This window comes from Bradyrhizobium nivariense (assembly GCF_029846695.2).
In the GTDB taxonomy this organism is placed as follows: Bacteria; Pseudomonadota; Alphaproteobacteria; order Rhizobiales; family Xanthobacteraceae; genus Bradyrhizobium.
In genome coordinates, this window is the sequence record NZ_JARWCR020000112.1 from 1 (window position 1) to 15,808 (window position 15,808).

A 15,808-nucleotide genomic window follows, 5' to 3' on the forward strand; every position below is an offset into this window, starting at 1 on the left:
GCCTTGACGACCGCACCCCGGATCAAGCCTACTTCGATCTTCCTCCGCTCCGCGCGGCGGCCTAACACCGGCAGAGTCTCCACTTATCGACGCGGAATTTTTGTTCAGACAATCGGGACCGGCTCTATGCGCCGGCTCTCAAAGCCGCCGGAATAGGGTATCATAGTCCGAGCGAAGTCGTCGGCTTGCGCGTCCATTCGACATTGACACGGTACGCACAGCGCTTGCTAGGCATTCATGAGACGCGTCAATTGCTCAACCGGATGGAGCAGGAGTACGCTGATCTGGTGAAGGAGGTGCTGCGCACGACGCCGGTTCCCCGGATCGCCGACGTCCTGCGCCGCTTACTGGACGAGGGCATCCCCATTCGCAACACGCGCCTGGTGCTGGAGACGCTGGCCGAATGGAGCGAACGCGAGAAAAGTGTCGTGCTGCTCACCGAATATGTTCGCTCCGGTCTGAGGCGGCAGATCTGCCATCGCTATGCCAATGCCCACCGTGTGGTGGCCGCCTTTATCATCGAGCGTGAAACTGAGGAGATCGTGCGCGGTGCGCTGCGTGATACCGCTGTCGGCCCCTACCTCGTTTTAGAGGATTGGCAAACCGAGAGGCTGCTTTCGCAATTCCGTCAGATCCATTCAAGCATCGCATCGGGTCAGAGCCGGCCGGTCATTCTGGGTTCAATGGATATCCGGCGTTTCGTCCGCGGTTTTCTCACCCGCAACGGTATTGATCTCCCCGTTCTGTCCTACCAGGATCTCGCCTCCGATTTCACGATCCAGCCGGTTGGATCCGTCAAGCTCACGGCAGCCAAGGAGAACGGTTTGTCAGCGGAGCCGCGTGGTTAGTCGCCGCATCGGGTTTATGAAGCACAGCAGTTGATCGTGTGATGGACGTTATGATGCAACAACAAATCGGGCGGCAGCTGTGTCCCTTTGGTCCAGGCTCATGCTCCAGGCTTCTCGCAGTGCTCGCCATTCTGCTGGTCGGCGGTTGCGCTAGCTTGGATCAGTCGGGTCTTCGAGTAGGGGAGGCGCCGCGACCAGAGTTGCTAGCTACCAAGGATGTCGATCCTGCCGTGCGCGAGCGCATTGCGCACACACTACTCCGGGATGCCGACGAGAACACCCTGCGCGCTGCTTTGACGCAACAGCCTGGCAACGTTGATGCGGCGATTCCTCTGGTGCGGGCCTTACTGACGCAAAAGCACCCGGATGAGGCGCTTCAGCTACTGGACAGCGTCTTGCTGGCAGCGCCTGGCGATCTGCGTGCACTGAACGCGAAAGGCGCAGTCCTCGACAGCGAGGGACGTCACCGTGAGGCACAAGCGCTATATCAACGAGCCCTTGCAACGGAGCCAGACAATGAGATGTTGCGCAAGAATCTGAACCTTTCGCTGGCACTTGATGGCAAGGCCGAGAGCGGAAACGCCAGCTTGCAAGCGCCGTCCGACGTGGCGCATGCGTTGATGCACTCGAAATAGCCTGGCTCTCACCGAGGCGCATGTTCGCGCGTCGCGCGCCCCCCGGCCATAGGCGCTCGTCTGGCGATGCCTGTCGCCATGCAGCGCGTGGCAATGCTCGAGATGGCTCAGTTTCTCGGACCGGAGGCGGATCGGCTCGACAGCGCAGTGGATACTGCTGTTCGTCCCAAGCTTTCGCATTGCGTTCTTGGGGTGAAAGTTGACGGTATTCTCGCTTACTTTCAGTATGACTCCGATTTCCCAAGATGGTTTTCCGTCTTACCCGCCGGAGGCAGTCCTGCTTCGCTTGGATAGGGCAATTTGCACATCGCATCTGCCGTCCGATGAAGGCGTGATCTCTGCAAACGCAAGATGAACCTGCCAAGCCAGTGCGTGGAAATGACCGAGACGATGCTGAGGGTCGGCATCGTCGAACCGGGACACAAGCGATACGACAGATAGCCGCCCGAATGGCCCGAACAATGGTACGCTTACGCCATGCTTCAGGCCGGCCTCTCTGGCTTCGTTCAACACGCGCGGTTCGCCGGGTTGCAATTGATACTGCTAGGCGAGTTGATCCCACGGAAACGGTGCCGATAGCATTGTCGTCCGCCGAACCACGGGAACGATGGCATTGTACCCGAATTCAGAATAGCGCTCGCAACAATCGGAAGGAAAGTTCACGATCATCCACGCTGGCAGATACTCTGGCAGCCGAGTCGGCTCCGCGTAGGTCAGTGCCCCGTTAGCGACTTGACTGAAGCCCTGTTCGCTCGAACAGATCACAGGCAGATCGAACAACGCCTTCGGAGATCGCGTTTGCTTTGCACATTCGAAGAAGCTGTAGAAGTCCATTTCGCGCCTCGCGCCGCCGACTTAGGCAGGCCGGTGCTGCGTGGTTTGACTGAACCTATCGCGGAGAGAGTCCAGTGCCACTTTAGGCCTTCTCTCGCTTGCAAGGTCGTTGGCCGAACGCGACAATCATAGTGGCTTGTCACCGCTGCATGTTGATTTGCGTCGGATCGGATCCTTGCTTGATGGAGCGAAAACTGTGCATGCAGTTCTCGCGGAGCGGACGGACCTAAAGCGTCCAGCAAAATATCGTACCAGCTCCGCATAGGACAAGCACTTGAGAGATCGGGGATCTAACGCCAGCGCGAGGATCATTGTCGCAATTGCGACTTCGTCGCACGTGCGACAACGTTGTTTGCACTACTGGCGAGGGGATGATATTCTGCATCAGCAATTGCGGGACCTAACATATTGCACTTTGGCCAGCCTCCCGCCCCGGGCGACATTGCCGCTCGATCAAGGTTGCAGCGCTCGGCCCGAGAGCAAATGTCTTCCAAGTTTGCACTGGATGATTATCCCCTAGCACGGAGATTTCGAAACCGCCGCACGCGCTCGTGCGAGGGCGCGATCGGCTGCAGCTGGCAGCCCGTGATTGTGCTCCAACTTCCGAACCTCGCGCCGCCGACTTTTCAGGCCGGCCGGATTAACTGACGTCAGCGACGTCTCGCCCGGTTCCGCAGATGAACGTCGCGCCGTACCGCTCGGCAATCGGCATCAGGATTTCGTCTGCGTGCTCTTCTCGAGCCATAGCAGCAGCGCAAGGGCTCGGTGCCCTCGCGTGACGTTGGTATCACGGGCATATCGTCCAGATCGAAGGCTGCGCTGGCCAGATAACCGCTCCATGTGCCCAGCCTGGATCAGATCGAGATCGGGGCTGCACTCTTGCACATTTCTCTACGTCAGCTTGTGGTCAGCTGACTCGCTTAAGCTGCCACCGGATCTCGAGGAGACCCATATTAGTTATGGCGCAGCTATGTCGATATGAGAGCGGATCGCATGTATAGCAGAATCACCGGATCATCCAACCAATCTACAACTGCCAGCGAAGCCTATGAATCGGGACAGCTAGCAGATGACCCGACGTTCGCGGGAGCGGTCGCAGAGACGGCTGCTTCGTCGTCGACGACACGGCCCTATTCTCTTACCTCTAACCCTCCTATCGTTGAGATGGACAGGGGTACGTACGAGCAAGAACTGAGGAATTTCTACGGCGATGATGTCAAGCACATAGCCGAAAATCCCCAAGAGTACTCGGATTTCGTGTCCTCAAAAGCCGAGCGCAGCGCAATGCTCGCTAGAGGCGGCGCGAGCGAAGAAGACACGCCGGGTTCGCGGTACTTCAGCTACCGGTTGGGCGACAAGAGTGTCGGGCTCCTAAGAATGGATCCAGGATTCCGCATCAAAGGGAGAGACTGGCAGGAAGAACACTTTCCCGAGCGAAAAAACATCTCATCGGTTGTGGCTTTGCGAGTAACACATCCCCTCGTTGAGAATGCCGGCGATGTTCTGCTCGAACATCAACTTCGGCTCGACGGCAAGAAGCCGTTGATCATGTCGCGTCCTGCTAACGATGAGCTGAAGCCCCGTCTGGAGCAGATGGGCTTTGTTGACGTGGGTGGAAACGAGTTTGTGCTTGATCCCAAACGGCATCGCGATAAGTGGACGCTGAATGGCAACGGTGAATGGCAGCGGGCGGACAGGCCTCAACTGTATCTCCAAGCTGAGAGCGAGGATCCCCTTGAAGGAAGTAGCGACGAAAGCGAACAGTTTGTCGAGACAGATTCGTCCGGCGATGACCTTTCTTGGTACTTAGAGCGGGCGCTCACTTTTCGCGGAGGACGCGACGACTGAGAAGCTCAATCGGAAGGCCACGAAAGCAAAATCGTGTCTCGCCTTGCCGGGCGCGAAGGGCATAGAGAAGCGGGAGCGCACTGAAAGCGCGCTCCCCGCCGAAGCGCCTTTTCGCATATGCCGGAAGGAAGCGCTTTGATGATCTGCTCCGATATTTGGAAGTATCTGCATAGCGGCCGGATGAATGGCGCGTGCTGGTTGCGTCCCGTTTGATCTCGTCCGCGACGGCCTCCGACAAATTAGAGCTTGATAGCGCTTCTGGGGCAACAACCGGGCCGGCGGCGACCGAGCTTAGTTTAGAATCCTGCCCATCCTTTCGTAGTCTGCGGGAGACAATCAGAAGTAGAGCTGGCGTGCATCCGTCGGTGATGCTGGGAGAACCGGTCGTCGTGGCGGTCGCGCTCGCGACGTCCGCCGCTTCCGCTGCAACGCCGTCCTATGTGGGCGCCAGGTCTTCACTGAGCGCTTTGCTGAAGGGGTACTGGCTCCATCGGCGCGACGGACCGCGAGGCTGGACGCGATCGTCCATCACTTTGGTCTGGCGCTCGGCGGACGACCGGCGGCAGGCTCCCCAAAACGGCGGATGCTGCTGGTGAGTGAGGATACGCTCCCGCGCGTGTTCCGACACCATAGCCGTCGGCCAGCTGACCTCTCAGGGTTATCGGCATTGATGACTGGGCTTGGCGGCGCAATCACCGACACCCAGCATCATCTGCAATCTGGAAAAGCGCAGGGTAGTCAACCCGCGACCACCCCAGCCTGGCTCGCTGCTCATCCCACCATCGCGATCGTCGCCCGTGATCGTGGCGGAGGATATGGCGAAGCCGCGGCGAAGGCCGTGCCGCACGCGGTACAGGTCGCAGATCGTTGGCATCTGATGGAGAATGCCAGTCTGGCCTTCCTCGATGCCGTCCGCAAATAGATGCGCCAGATCCGCAGCGCAATCGGGGCGACGACAACCGATCCCAAGCTGCTAACAGCCGTCGGGCCCTCTTCCAAGTATGAGGGCAATTTGCGCCGCGAGCCGACCAACGCCATCCTGGCTCTGAATGACACCGACCAGCTCCGACGGAGCAATCGCTGCCGGCGTGTCACTGGAGAGAAAGAATGGTAGCTTGACAACAACCCGCAATTAAAGGGCCGATTGACAGTGCACTGACCGAATCGCCGGCCCCAGGCGCGAGATCTCCACGCGCCTGGCGCGCAGCCGCGTCTTCAGGCCTAACTGCGGCGGGGAACGATGATACCGGACAGCTTGATGACGGCTGTGAGAACATCGGAAGACGTTGGCTCCGAAATCGCCCGTCGGGCTCCTTCGCGGTCTACGAAAACAGCCTTAGTCCGGCATCCGCTCCACATTGTGAGCCACCATGATGCTCTGCGAGGCGCTGATTTCGCATTCTGGTCGGGTCGGCGAGAAGCCGCTCCAACCAGCTGGGCGCGCACGGTCAGTCGAAGCCGGCATCAGCCCCTCAGTCGGTTTTGCAGTGCCCGCCGATCGACGACGAGATTGTCAAGGTTCAGGTCTACCTGCCGTCTTACCGCCAATCGCCCAACCAGCGCCCGGGTGCCATCCACTACGAAGACGCCGCAATCATAACCGTTATTCTGCTGGCGCATGCTGGCGGCTTGCAGGTTGGCGTCCAGCCGTTCTGCGAGCCGTTGTGCAGGCCGATCATTGAATCCCCGGGCGGAGTCGTAGTGATAGGCAACCGGCCTCTCCCGATCGCGGCGATCAATCAGCAGCAGCGACCAATGGTCGCCGCGGCGACCGCGGTCCGTAGGGCTAGCATCGCTAACTGGCAAGAACAGGAAATCGACTATATCGTTACCATTCCGATCATCGACAAGGCGATGGAGCGCGCGTAGCGCGTCGGTATCGGCGCCATGGCTCAGCTGAAAGGCGATCAGGGGATCCACGAACCGCGTCCGGGTGGCGAGATTCGGATCACTCCGCCCCAGCTCCTGCGCTAGGAGCTCGTAATCCCGCTGGATATGCTCGTCACCCAGCCATTGCTCGGCGTCGAGCACCCGTCCGCTGCGGTCGCGGGAAGAAGAGGCCCCCGTAGCCAACGCGCCGATCTGAGCATCCGGAGCCGAGGATGGACGAGGATGATGGATAAATTGAGAATCGAGGCGCCCTCGCGGTCCCAACATGATCGAGTAGGTCTCACCGTTGATAGAGACCGGCTGTGGAACGATGCGCAAATTCGGCAACAGCATTCTGTTGTCCAGCACATCAACCAGGAAATCCGGGACGGGCTGGGTACCATGCTGCCAATCCCTACCGACGAGATGTCCGATATCCTCCAGTTCCTGAGGTGCGCCTGATGGCCCGATGAAGAACGGCGATCTGACGCCGGAGCTAGGCGCCAGCGCAGACTGAGCATCGTCACGCATCTCCTGCGGAGTGGACGGCAGATCAACCAGGGAATCAAGACCGCGGTAGATCTCTGACGTCCGATTCTGCGGTGTGGACGGCAGATCAACCAGAGAATCAAGACCGCGGTAGATCTCTGACGACCGAGCTGGCGCGGCATCCGGAATTGGTCGGATGCTCGCCCCATAGTCGGACGGCAACAACAGCCACTCACTTGGACCAAAGTCAGGCGGCGTCGGCAAATCACCGAGGCTGAATTCGGACGGGGACAGCCCTCGCGGCGACCAAGCTGGCGCGAGCGGCAGCCACTCGCTCGGGTCGAAGTCGGACGGCACTCGCGGCCACGATAAGCTCGACCCCGCAAGCGGCGATTCCTGCCTCGGCCGCTCAGGGAAGACCACTCCCAGCGCTCTGTTTGCTTCGACGAGCCGTAGGTACGGCCCAAGCTGGCTGAGTAGCCTGTTCAAACTCAGGCGGATGTTCCGTTTGGCTTGAGTGAATTCCCGCGAATCTACGTTCAACGACCGTTGCTGCTGATCATTGCCGTTGATTCGACTCACTATGCTCTCTTTACCCGTGGTTCGGAGCCAATCACTGAAGCTACGTTGCGCCGAAACAGTATTCTGCACATATTTCTTTTTCGATTGGGAAGCCGGGTCGGATCCGAGCTTGCTTAGCTGTTCCTTGGCCAAGCCATCGATGATGCTGGCGTCGTCGGCATAAGGATGAAGCCGGCGAGGATGAAGCCCGTGCTGGGGCTCGCCGCGTAGGTACTCCCGAAGGTCGTTGATCCCCAAGCTGATTTTCGGATAGCCAATGTCTCGCTTGAACTCCGAGATATCTTTCTCCAATTGTTTCTCCTGCTCCTCACTGCCGTTGAGTCGACTCTCTATGCTCTCCCTGCCCTCTCTTTTCAGCCACTCACTAAGCCTGCGCTGACCGCTGGCGACGTTGAGGATAGGCTCCCTCTCTTTGGCAGTCGATTCAGGTCCAAGCCTGCCCAAGGCTACGTCAGTGGCGCCGTCGATGATGCCGGCGTCGCTCTCATGAGCACCCAAAGTACGGCGCCCCATGACGCGTGGCCCCGGTCCGAGTGTTTCGAACCCTCCCCCGTCAGGCTGAAGCCTTCGGAGATGATTCAGGGCAACGAAGAGGCGGCCCCTGTGGTCATTCTCCTCGCCGTAGGCCATGATGTCCTCGGCTAATTCGTCAGTTCGAAACCGAGAAGTCAGGGATGGCTTCTGTTTGGCTGTGAGCCACTCAGCAAAGTGCGTAAGAACAGCCGTATGCCTTCCGAAGGTTCTGTCGGGAACATTATGTGCCCGGGCTGCTGCCGCGTACTGGCGAATGAGTAGCGCGTCTCCGGTAAGGGGCGGCGGAGAAGGAGGAGAACCGCCGGCGCGGGACTTCCGAAGCGCTTCCAATGCGGCATGCACTCGCTTTGTGCCCCCCGCATTCACAAATTCATTCGCATGGGCCTTCAACTGAATAGGGTTTTCAAGCAGGCTAGCCAGTGTCAAGTTGTTGGACTTTAAAAACTCGCAGAACCGGCCCAGATGTTGCACCATCTTCTCAATGCTATTGGGAGCATAACTGCCTGCAGCCCATCGCGCGAACTCGGAAATGAGGGGCGCGTCCTCTTCGGATGCGCGGCTGCGCTTGTAGCAATCGATACGAAGCTCTGAATAGACCACATCCGACGCCGGGCCGCCGAACGACTTTTCACCGCGACTTCCTCCGAAGACTTTGCCGAGCCCTGATTTAACCCGAGAAAACAGTCCTCCGCTCTTATCCCTTGTCCGCGCGACGGGTTCCGGTTCCGATGGTGCTGTATAGGGCGCGCTGCTGAATAGCCTGTCACGCACGTCAGACTGCGATGTGCCAGCAGCTGAGCCACCAAGGTGAGCGCGAGGCAGATCTACGCTGTAGCGCGCGCTGTTGAACGAGTTACCCCGAAGGTTGGACTGCGGCGGCATCGGCATCGAACCGCCAACGTCAGTGCGCTGGATACTGTCATGCGCCTTCGCGAGTCGGGTGTAGGGCGAACTCAGCTCAGCCGAGCTCTCATCAGGGGAGCCGAGTTGCAGCTCGCCCAACTGCTGCTCAAAGCCAGCTTGGCCCGAAGGCTCATTATCCGGCTCTTGCCGCGCACGCTGCAGCTCCTGCTGGTCAGCGTACCAATGCGTCCAATAGTTCGGACCGTTATAGCTCGGTTCCATACTACTCTCCCTAGATGAGATGACTCTTCATAGCTGCCCCAGAGCCAAACTCGGGTGCACTGACCACAAAGACTCCAGCTTCAGAAAGCCGATTGCCGAGATCGGCAACCAGAACAACAAGAGGACTGTCGTCGCGCGCCGCTCCGAGTTCGCGCATTACTCACACCAGCGCCAGCCTTAGCTGCCGCAGACGAACCCGCTGGCCTCCTCGGCAGCAGATGGCCGCGCGCGCCAACGATCCCTTCATAAAAAGGCCTGGATTCACGTCGCGGCTTGCACTCAGCCTCAACTGATATTGGTTGCACTCAGAGGCTGGCCAGTACAGCCGCCAAGAATGCGCTAAGCCCTGCGCTCCATATCGCCCGAAAGCATGACGTCGTCAGGAAACGGGGATCCTGGATCGGAAATATGTTTCCCCATTTCAAAGTTCTTCTCGTCCTGCCCTTCTCCAGCGAATCGGAATCCGTTCTTATAGAAAAAGACGGAGGCCCCGTCGTCTATAGAAATGAGGGATAGACTGGAAAGGCCCGCTGACTCTCTAATCCAATCGGCGATGTCGACCAGAGCCGTCCCTATCCCTTTGTACCTGGAATCGGCCGCAACTCTTTATGTCGGTAATTCGCAAAGTGTCGCGCCTCGACAACACAGTCATCATTCCGATCTCATCGCGTTGACCAGCATCAGAAAACAAAGAGACACGTTGACCACCACCGCTATTGCTGATTGCGCTGTACAAGTTGATTATCCCTCCCCGCCTCCTGTCAACAGCGACAGAGGCTGGTGGGTAGGCTGCTAAAGCTCCCGAAAAAGCGGTCGTATCCGCGCCAGCAGCGCCGGCCAGCGCATCGCGCTGCTGGGCCAGACTCTGCTCGTCGGAGGGAACGTGGTCATAACTAATTCTCATGGTAACAGGTTTTTATTCGGACAACCTTTCGAAAACCTGACGGGACCGACGGGTGTTTCCGGAGCGCACAGGGCGTCATGCGACGTCCGTCCCTTTGTCGAAGCAAACCAGTATTCAGCCTCTAAATGATTGCGGATGCCCTTACCGACAATCACCATCCGTTCGATCTGCCCTGGTAGTGCTGCAAGCACGTAAACGCATTTGTGATCGTGTGGGGGTTACGATTTCACGAGCGCACCTGGCTGGACGCGCGGCCTTCTGGTGCCTTAACCATTGCGGCCCCGATTTCACATTCGGCACCCGTGGTTGAGTTGGCGCGTCCAAGATCAAATTCTCTAGCGAGAACGAAAAAAAGCGCCGCCGAAGCGGGCCTTAGGCTAGGGAGGAATTCTGCGCGCAAGTCATTTGATGCAGTGGCTCGCGATCTTGGACAGCAGTGCATCCTAGTTTGACGGCTTGCGCGATCTCACGGATCATGATGGGAAAGCCACTTAGAGAAAGCACGCTGATGAAGACGAGCGCCAGCCGCCAGCGGTTGCGATGGAAGCGCCTCAATGGTCTCGAATGCGAGCGTCCGCACTTGCGGAACTTTATGACATATGTGATGGCTGCGACTTCTGCAATAATGGAGCGGACCCGCGCTCGATTCAACGCCGAGCTGTTCCGAGTAGCACTTATCGAGAAGGCTCGATATTTCCTTCGATTAGCCAGAGCGGCCCGAATCTCGTTTTGAGCGCAAGTAGTCGCTCCTCGCTTCAGGCGAGCGCCGCATCTGCTGCGAACTAGGGGAAATCGTAAACTAGTGGTAATCACAGTGATTTTGACTCTTTGGGGGTGGCTGGATAGGCGCGGCCGAGTTTGGCGCGGGCTTTATCTGTTGTGAACATCCATTTGATGCGGGCTCGGGTTTTATTCCGCCTCTTTTGCCATGCTGCGATCTCGTTTCGGAGCCTTTTGAGATCGTCGATGCGGCGGCCGAGACACTGGCGCTGTAGCACGCTGATCTCGCACTCGACCATATTGAGCCAACTGGCGTGCTTCGGAGTGAAGTGGAATTCGAGGCGGCGCAGGATGCGCCGGGCCTCGGCGGGCGCGAAGGCCTCAAACAGCGCCCCAGGCTTATGGATCGACAAATTGTCCTGCACGACACGGATGCAGGCGGCGTCGGGATAATGGACGTCGACGAGATCACGGCGTAGTCCACGGCGGCGCGGCGGTCGGTGACCTTGACGTTGCGCCAGCCCCGATGTGGATCGAAGGTGACGAAGAGATTGGCGGTGCCGTTGCGGCGATACTCGTAATCGTAGCGCTCGCGCTGTCCCGGTTGGGCCGGGACCGGCTGGCGCGCCTCGCCGATCAGCTGGATGGGAGTCTCGTCGAAGCAGACCAGCGGCCGGGCGGGATTCTGCGTCTCGGCGTAGAGGTCGAGCACGTTCTCCATGCGGGCAACGTATTCGCCGTCGACATGGGAATGCACCACATGTCCCTGCGCCACGGCTTGAGGTCATTCTCGGCCAGCCGGCGACGCACGGTCTCGCCCGACAGGCTGTTGTGATCGGTGAGCTTGACCATCGCGTCGGCCAACAGCGTCAGCGTCCAGCGTTTGCAGCCGGCGGGCGGCTTGGCGCATGCGGTCGCCATAGCAGGGCTTCCTCCTTGCCGGTCAGCTTGCGCTCAGCGCCCGGACGCGGCTCCTCGCTCAAGGCCCGCTCCAGATTGCCTTCCACGAAGCGGCGCTTGGTCCGGCCGACGGTGGAGAGGCTGACACTCACGGTCCGGGCAATCTCCTCGTCGCGGCAGCCTCCATTGGCCGCCAGCAAAATCTGCGCCCGCTTAAGCTTGCGGGCGGCGTGCTTGCCGCCGCCGAGCATCGCCGTCAGCGCGTCAAGACGATCTTGATGCCTCTGGCAGGAACGATCTTCAAGCAAGCCAACACATGGAAGGAAAGCGACGGCTGATCGAGCGCCGCTTTCATACGTCCTTTTTGCCGTACGGCAATCCGGTGTTCATGCTGGGCGCAGAAAAACCTGATCCTCATGGCCTGCCGGCCCTAATGTGGCCGCGTAGTTCACGCCATTGAGAGGAAACTTTATCTCCGGTTGAGACGCACTCGGCAGCAGGTTATGCAAGCGCATTCCTTGCATGAAGTCTTCCGACGCCCATTGGGCGCCGTGCTGGAAGTCGAGGGCAAGGTACATTGATAGATTCGGCAGCGGACCCGGCTCGCAAGCCGACTGATCTGCCGGGCTTGAACTAGATGCCACTCCCAACGGAGCGGGTTCATCAGCATTCAGTAGCCGCCAAAGCTCCTTCGGAGAGAACTGCTCAAGATTTAGAGCGAAGTACTCTGGACCGGCGGGGACTGGCGACGGGATGGATCGATCATCCAGCATTCGCTGAAGCTCGCCTGGAGAGAACTGCTTTGGATTGAAAGTGAACTCTTCTGGATCGACGGAGAGCGACTGAGCAGCGTGATCGTCCTGTCGTCCGCGAAGCCCGTCATGCACGTCCCTTTCCAGTCGCTCAAGCTCCGCTGAAGGGACGGAGACTGGGGATGGGATGGATTGATCATTCAGATGATCCAGCACTCGCCGAAGCTCCTCCGGAGCAATCTGCTGTGGATAGAACGCGACGTGCTCTTGGACGAAAGCCGACGGGGCGGATTGATTATCCCGCCGTCCCTGAAGCTCCTCTCGTCGAGTGTCAGCTTCCTGCGACGCGCTGTGCTGCGCAGCGGTGGCGCCGACGCGTCTCGGCTCCGTCACTACCGCCCCTTCGGGATTGATGAGGGCCACGTTCGGGGCGCGAGGATTCCGCTTGGCGCCGCGTATGATCGGCACGGCTCCTGACCGCAAGGTCCGGAGATGGTCTAATGCGCTAATGAGCCTCTGACTACCGTTTCCGATGTGCTCGTGCACGTCACTGCCATTGCCGGCGTTCAGCGAATTGCTGTCGAGCCGAGCAACAATGCTCGGTTTCTTTTTTGCGAAGAGCCAGCGGCTAAAGCCAAGAAGAGAACTTACATACTGCTGGGCAGTGATTTTGGCCATCCCGGCCTTGATGAGAGCCTCCTCAAGCCCCAAAATCGCGGAAGCATCCTCGGAATAAAGAGGCCGCCTGTCGTGCCGTATCACAACCCCCGTTGACTGAGCCGGCTGCAGCGCCGAGGCTGGCGGCATTGCTCCACCACCTTCACCGGAATTGGCGATCTCGCTCAGCTGCCGCTCAATGGCAACGCCTTGCGGATTGTTTGTGGTCCTCGGCCTCTTCGCTGCTCTCAACGCAGCTGTATCACGCTCATCGTTGATCAGGACCTCCTCGCTTGGCAGGATGTTGCTCCTGGCAATTGCACCCATCAGCCCGTTGGGGGACTGCTGGCGGTCGCTAGACACATTGGGACGGAGGCCACCGCGCGGCCCCCGATCGGGCATCACGGCACCGGCTGGGCGCGCCTGGTGCAATTGCTGCTCAAAGGCCGCTTGGCCGACGTCGCTCGCTTCAGGCTCGTGCGAGACGGGAGGCTCTACCTGCGGCCAACCTCCAACATTGAATGAGTCAAAATTGTGCGGGTCCATCGCAGCCTCACGTTTACAAATCACCTGAGCAACCTTACTCGGGCAAGCTTTCGAAAACCTGACGAGGCCGTCGCTCGTGAAGTACTGCATCGCCACATTCGCAAAAGACGAGACTGCCCCGCGGCCCTCAATGGTCAATCATGGTGTCGAAGGATAGCCACAGCTTGCACGACGTCGAGGCCATTCTCCTGTGCCGCCGCTATCCGGCTAAGTCCGTGAACGGCTTGGCCAGCGCACCAGGGCTCGAACCTAGGACCCGCTGATTAAGAGCTATTGCCACTCCTTTTCAGCCCAGTCTTAGCCAAAGATTCCAGAATCCTTTTATTTCTCAACGCAAACGAGACCAGTCTCGTGAAACGTTCTCTGCCAACTTAGTTTGGATACGAGATCTCGTATTTCCGCCGGTACGCAGCTAGGAAGTCCCGGTCCGCGCAGATGCAGCGTCCTGACGTGTCTTTCGCCTTGGGGTCGTGAAGATGCGCGGCGAGTGGACGAAGCAGGTTGATCCGTGTGCTCGTGGTCGGCATATTCACCCCCGAAGCGTGCTTCACGCGACTGCCGCCAGCATTATGCCAGCAAGAGCCGACTGAAATGACATCGGTACGCTTTCACGGGCTGCGCTCCACCCGTCAGGCGCATAACGACCCCGCCGCAGATTGCCCGTTGGTGAAACGATCGGATGGAAGGGAATCCGAAGGAATGTCGAAGGCCTTCGCAACGCGCTCGAGGAAACCGGCATCCAACGGCCTGTTCGTTTGAAGAAGAGCCCGGATCTCCTGTTTGGCTTCCGTGATCCTCAGCTCCTCAGCTATCTTCTCGTCTTCGTCCTCTATCTTCCCGTGTGGCAAGTAAAGGCAGGCCAGACATGCACGGCCGTCATCCAAGCCGTGGCGCGAGACGCCGAGATCGATCTCCTGCGTCCAATCGTTTACGATCCACTTCGGCAACACTCCCTGCACGGCAATACGATCCGGATCGTTGTCCAATGCCACAGCGATCCTTTCGAACATCCAATCGTTGCGGTTGTTTACATAGGCGTCCCATTTGACAGAATGCGCCGACACATTCAGCGCCGGTCCACGAGGGCGGCCCGCGCCAGATTCACTTTTGGTGAGCCAACATGACATTGGCCGGCCAGCACCGTAGCGCTGCAGATTCGAGAGGTCGACCTCCTCATGGTCCACCAGACGGAGCGTCCCTTAAGACCCCACCGTGCGAGCCGAGGCCCAAATGGCGCCATTCCCAATCGCGCCGAGACCGACGACGTGGGTCTCACCTATATGCGCTCCCTCAAAGCCCGGACCGGAGTCATGAGCGCCCTGAGCATAGGTCCGCATCGACAGGTCGATAAGTTCGTCCGCGTCGCCCTGGTCCAGCTGTTCGGCAAACACCGTCCGAAAGACGTTGGCTGCGGCGAAGTATGACGCAGCTCCCGCACCGAACGGATTCATCGACTCGCCGGAGCCAACCAGACCGCGGCTCGAAAGCTTAGCTCTCCATCCGTCCGAGCCGATAAAGAAGGTTGGACAGTTAGTGCGCGGCGGGCTGCTTCCAACGACCACGGAAACTGTGACGGCCTTCCTGGTCTTGGCGAGCTCGATCTCGGAATTGATGGACTTCGCCAAGAACTCGAGCGCGGGAACGTGATCCTTCGCCCTTGCATCGAGCGGCCGCAGCGCAATCGTCGGGTAGAGACGGGTCAACAACCTGATGATCAAATCGAGGCTGGCGCTGCCTTCGGGCGACTTCACGGCTGCGCCGTCGAATAACACTCCGATCACCGGCGCCGTAAGCCTCTCCTCGAACGTCGACATCTTGAAGTTGGTCAACACCCGCGACGCCGCCGACGCCGCGCGGTCCATGAAGTTCGCCATGGCCATGGTTCAATCCTTAATCGAAATCATCCGCGCAACCTGACCAATGGTCAGGGCTCGCCACATGCCATCCCCGCCGAGCCGGTACGATGCGATATTGACTAGCCTAGGCGCCCGCCGCCACGTGCGGGCGACGCCGGCATCAACCGCAGATCCGCCGAGGGCAACAAGCGGGCCTGACGCAACGCCGCCAGATCAGCCGAGCCGGTGCAGAAGCAGGCGACAGCCAACTGGCGGATGACGATCTCGAAATGCGCGACAACCGCCTCGGTGGACACCGTCGCCGCGCGTAGCACGCCGGCCGTCCGCCCGGCGATGTCCGCGCCCAGGCGGATTGCCTTGGCCACGTCGACGCCGTCGCGGATCCCGCCCGACGCGATCAGCTTCATCGTTGGCAGCGCCCGACGTACCGCCTGCACGCTGGCCGCGGTCGAAATCCCCCAATCGGCGAACGCCATCGCCACTGCACGGTCGGCGGCATCGCGGGCGCGCTCGCCCTCCACCGCTGCCCAACTGGTGCCGCCGGAGCAGGCGACATCAATCACCGCCACGCCCGCCTCGACGGAGCTATGCGGGATTTTGGGTGACGGGGTGATCAGGCGGCGTGGTTTGCCGGCGCTTGGATGACCTCGATGCCGTCGTTGAATCTGACACCTGCGATGATCTTCGGCAACTGGTTTGTGCCTTTGAG

General features: G+C 59.5%; 7 protein-coding genes and 5 pseudogenes. 4 read left to right on the plus strand and 8 right to left on the minus strand.

Going from position 1 to position 15,808, the window contains the following annotated elements; all coding sequences use genetic code 11:
* Window positions 1-125 precede the first annotated feature (125 nt).
* Window positions 126-848 (plus strand): annotated as a pseudogene (locus QCM77_RS43530) (FHIPEP family type III secretion protein); the annotation flags it as partial.
* 119 nt (window positions 849-967) lie between these two features.
* Window positions 968-1,483, plus strand: coding sequence for a tetratricopeptide repeat protein (locus tag QCM77_RS43535; RefSeq protein ID WP_280096869.1), 516 nt, complete (start codon window positions 968-970; stop codon window positions 1,481-1,483).
* Window positions 1,484-1,639: 156 nt separating this feature from the next.
* Here the strand turns inward: QCM77_RS43535 and QCM77_RS43540 are convergent.
* Together QCM77_RS43540 and QCM77_RS43545 are read right to left on the minus strand one after the other, a co-directional pair.
* Window positions 1,640-1,729: pseudogene (locus tag QCM77_RS43540) on the minus strand (LuxR C-terminal-related transcriptional regulator); the annotation flags it as partial.
* Window positions 1,730-1,741: 12 nt separating this feature from the next.
* Window positions 1,742-2,317, minus strand: a pseudogene (locus QCM77_RS43545) (autoinducer binding domain-containing protein).
* A gap of 993 nt (window positions 2,318-3,310) precedes the next feature.
* Between QCM77_RS43545 and QCM77_RS43550 the strand changes: the two are divergent.
* Window positions 3,311-4,165 carry a host specificity protein gene (locus tag QCM77_RS43550; RefSeq protein WP_280096870.1) on the plus strand — a complete coding sequence of 285 codons (855 nt, stop codon included), beginning with the start codon at window positions 3,311-3,313 and terminating at the stop codon, window positions 4,163-4,165.
* A 670-nt stretch (window positions 4,166-4,835) separates the two neighbouring features.
* Window positions 4,836-5,087 carry a hypothetical protein gene (locus QCM77_RS43555; RefSeq protein WP_462804408.1) on the plus strand — a complete coding sequence of 84 codons (252 nt, stop codon included), beginning with the start codon at window positions 4,836-4,838 and terminating at the stop codon, window positions 5,085-5,087.
* Window positions 5,088-5,629: 542 nt separating this feature from the next.
* Here QCM77_RS43555 and QCM77_RS43560 read toward each other — a convergent pair.
* From QCM77_RS43560 to QCM77_RS43585, 6 genes and pseudogenes are all read right to left on the minus strand, one after another.
* Entirely contained in the window at window positions 5,630-8,764 is a 3,135-nt protein-coding gene (locus QCM77_RS43560) for a Ulp1 family isopeptidase (protein WP_280096871.1), read from the minus strand.
* Window positions 8,765-10,477: 1,713 nt separating this feature from the next.
* Window positions 10,478-11,539: pseudogene (locus QCM77_RS43565) on the minus strand (IS630 family transposase).
* 135 nt (window positions 11,540-11,674) lie between these two features.
* Complete coding sequence (locus tag QCM77_RS43570) at window positions 11,675-13,333, minus strand: hypothetical protein (RefSeq protein ID WP_280096872.1); 1,659 nt, start codon at window positions 13,331-13,333, stop codon at window positions 11,675-11,677.
* Between the two features lie 539 nt (window positions 13,334-13,872).
* Entirely contained in the window at window positions 13,873-14,427 is a 555-nt protein-coding gene (locus QCM77_RS43575) for a hypothetical protein (RefSeq protein WP_280096873.1), read from the minus strand.
* Window positions 14,428-14,442: 15 nt separating this feature from the next.
* Window positions 14,443-15,123, minus strand: coding sequence for an E2 ligase fold family C protein (locus QCM77_RS43580; RefSeq protein ID WP_511337231.1), 681 nt, complete (start codon window positions 15,121-15,123; stop codon window positions 14,443-14,445).
* 95 nt (window positions 15,124-15,218) lie between these two features.
* A pseudogene (locus QCM77_RS43585) lies at window positions 15,219-15,680 on the minus strand (alpha-hydroxy-acid oxidizing protein); the annotation flags it as partial.
* Between the last annotated feature and the right edge of the window lie 128 nt (window positions 15,681-15,808).

What these genes read in the sequence shown, in the direction of transcription:
- QCM77_RS43570 (WP_280096872.1), bottom strand. Translation starts at nt 13,333, where the DNA reads ATGCAGTACTTCACGAGCGACGGCCTCGTCAGGTTTTCGAAAGCTTGC.
- QCM77_RS43550 (WP_280096870.1), top strand. Translation starts at nt 3,311, where the DNA reads ATGTATAGCAGAATCACCGGATCATCCAACCAATCTACAACTGCCAGC.
- QCM77_RS43580 (WP_511337231.1), bottom strand. Translation starts at nt 15,123, where the DNA reads ATGGCCATGGCGAACTTCATGGACCGCGCGGCGTCGGCGGCGTCGCGG.
- QCM77_RS43555 (WP_462804408.1), top strand. Translation starts at nt 4,836, where the DNA reads ATGACTGGGCTTGGCGGCGCAATCACCGACACCCAGCATCATCTGCAA.
- QCM77_RS43560 (WP_280096871.1), bottom strand. Translation starts at nt 8,764, where the DNA reads ATGGAACCGAGCTATAACGGTCCGAACTATTGGACGCATTGGTACGCT.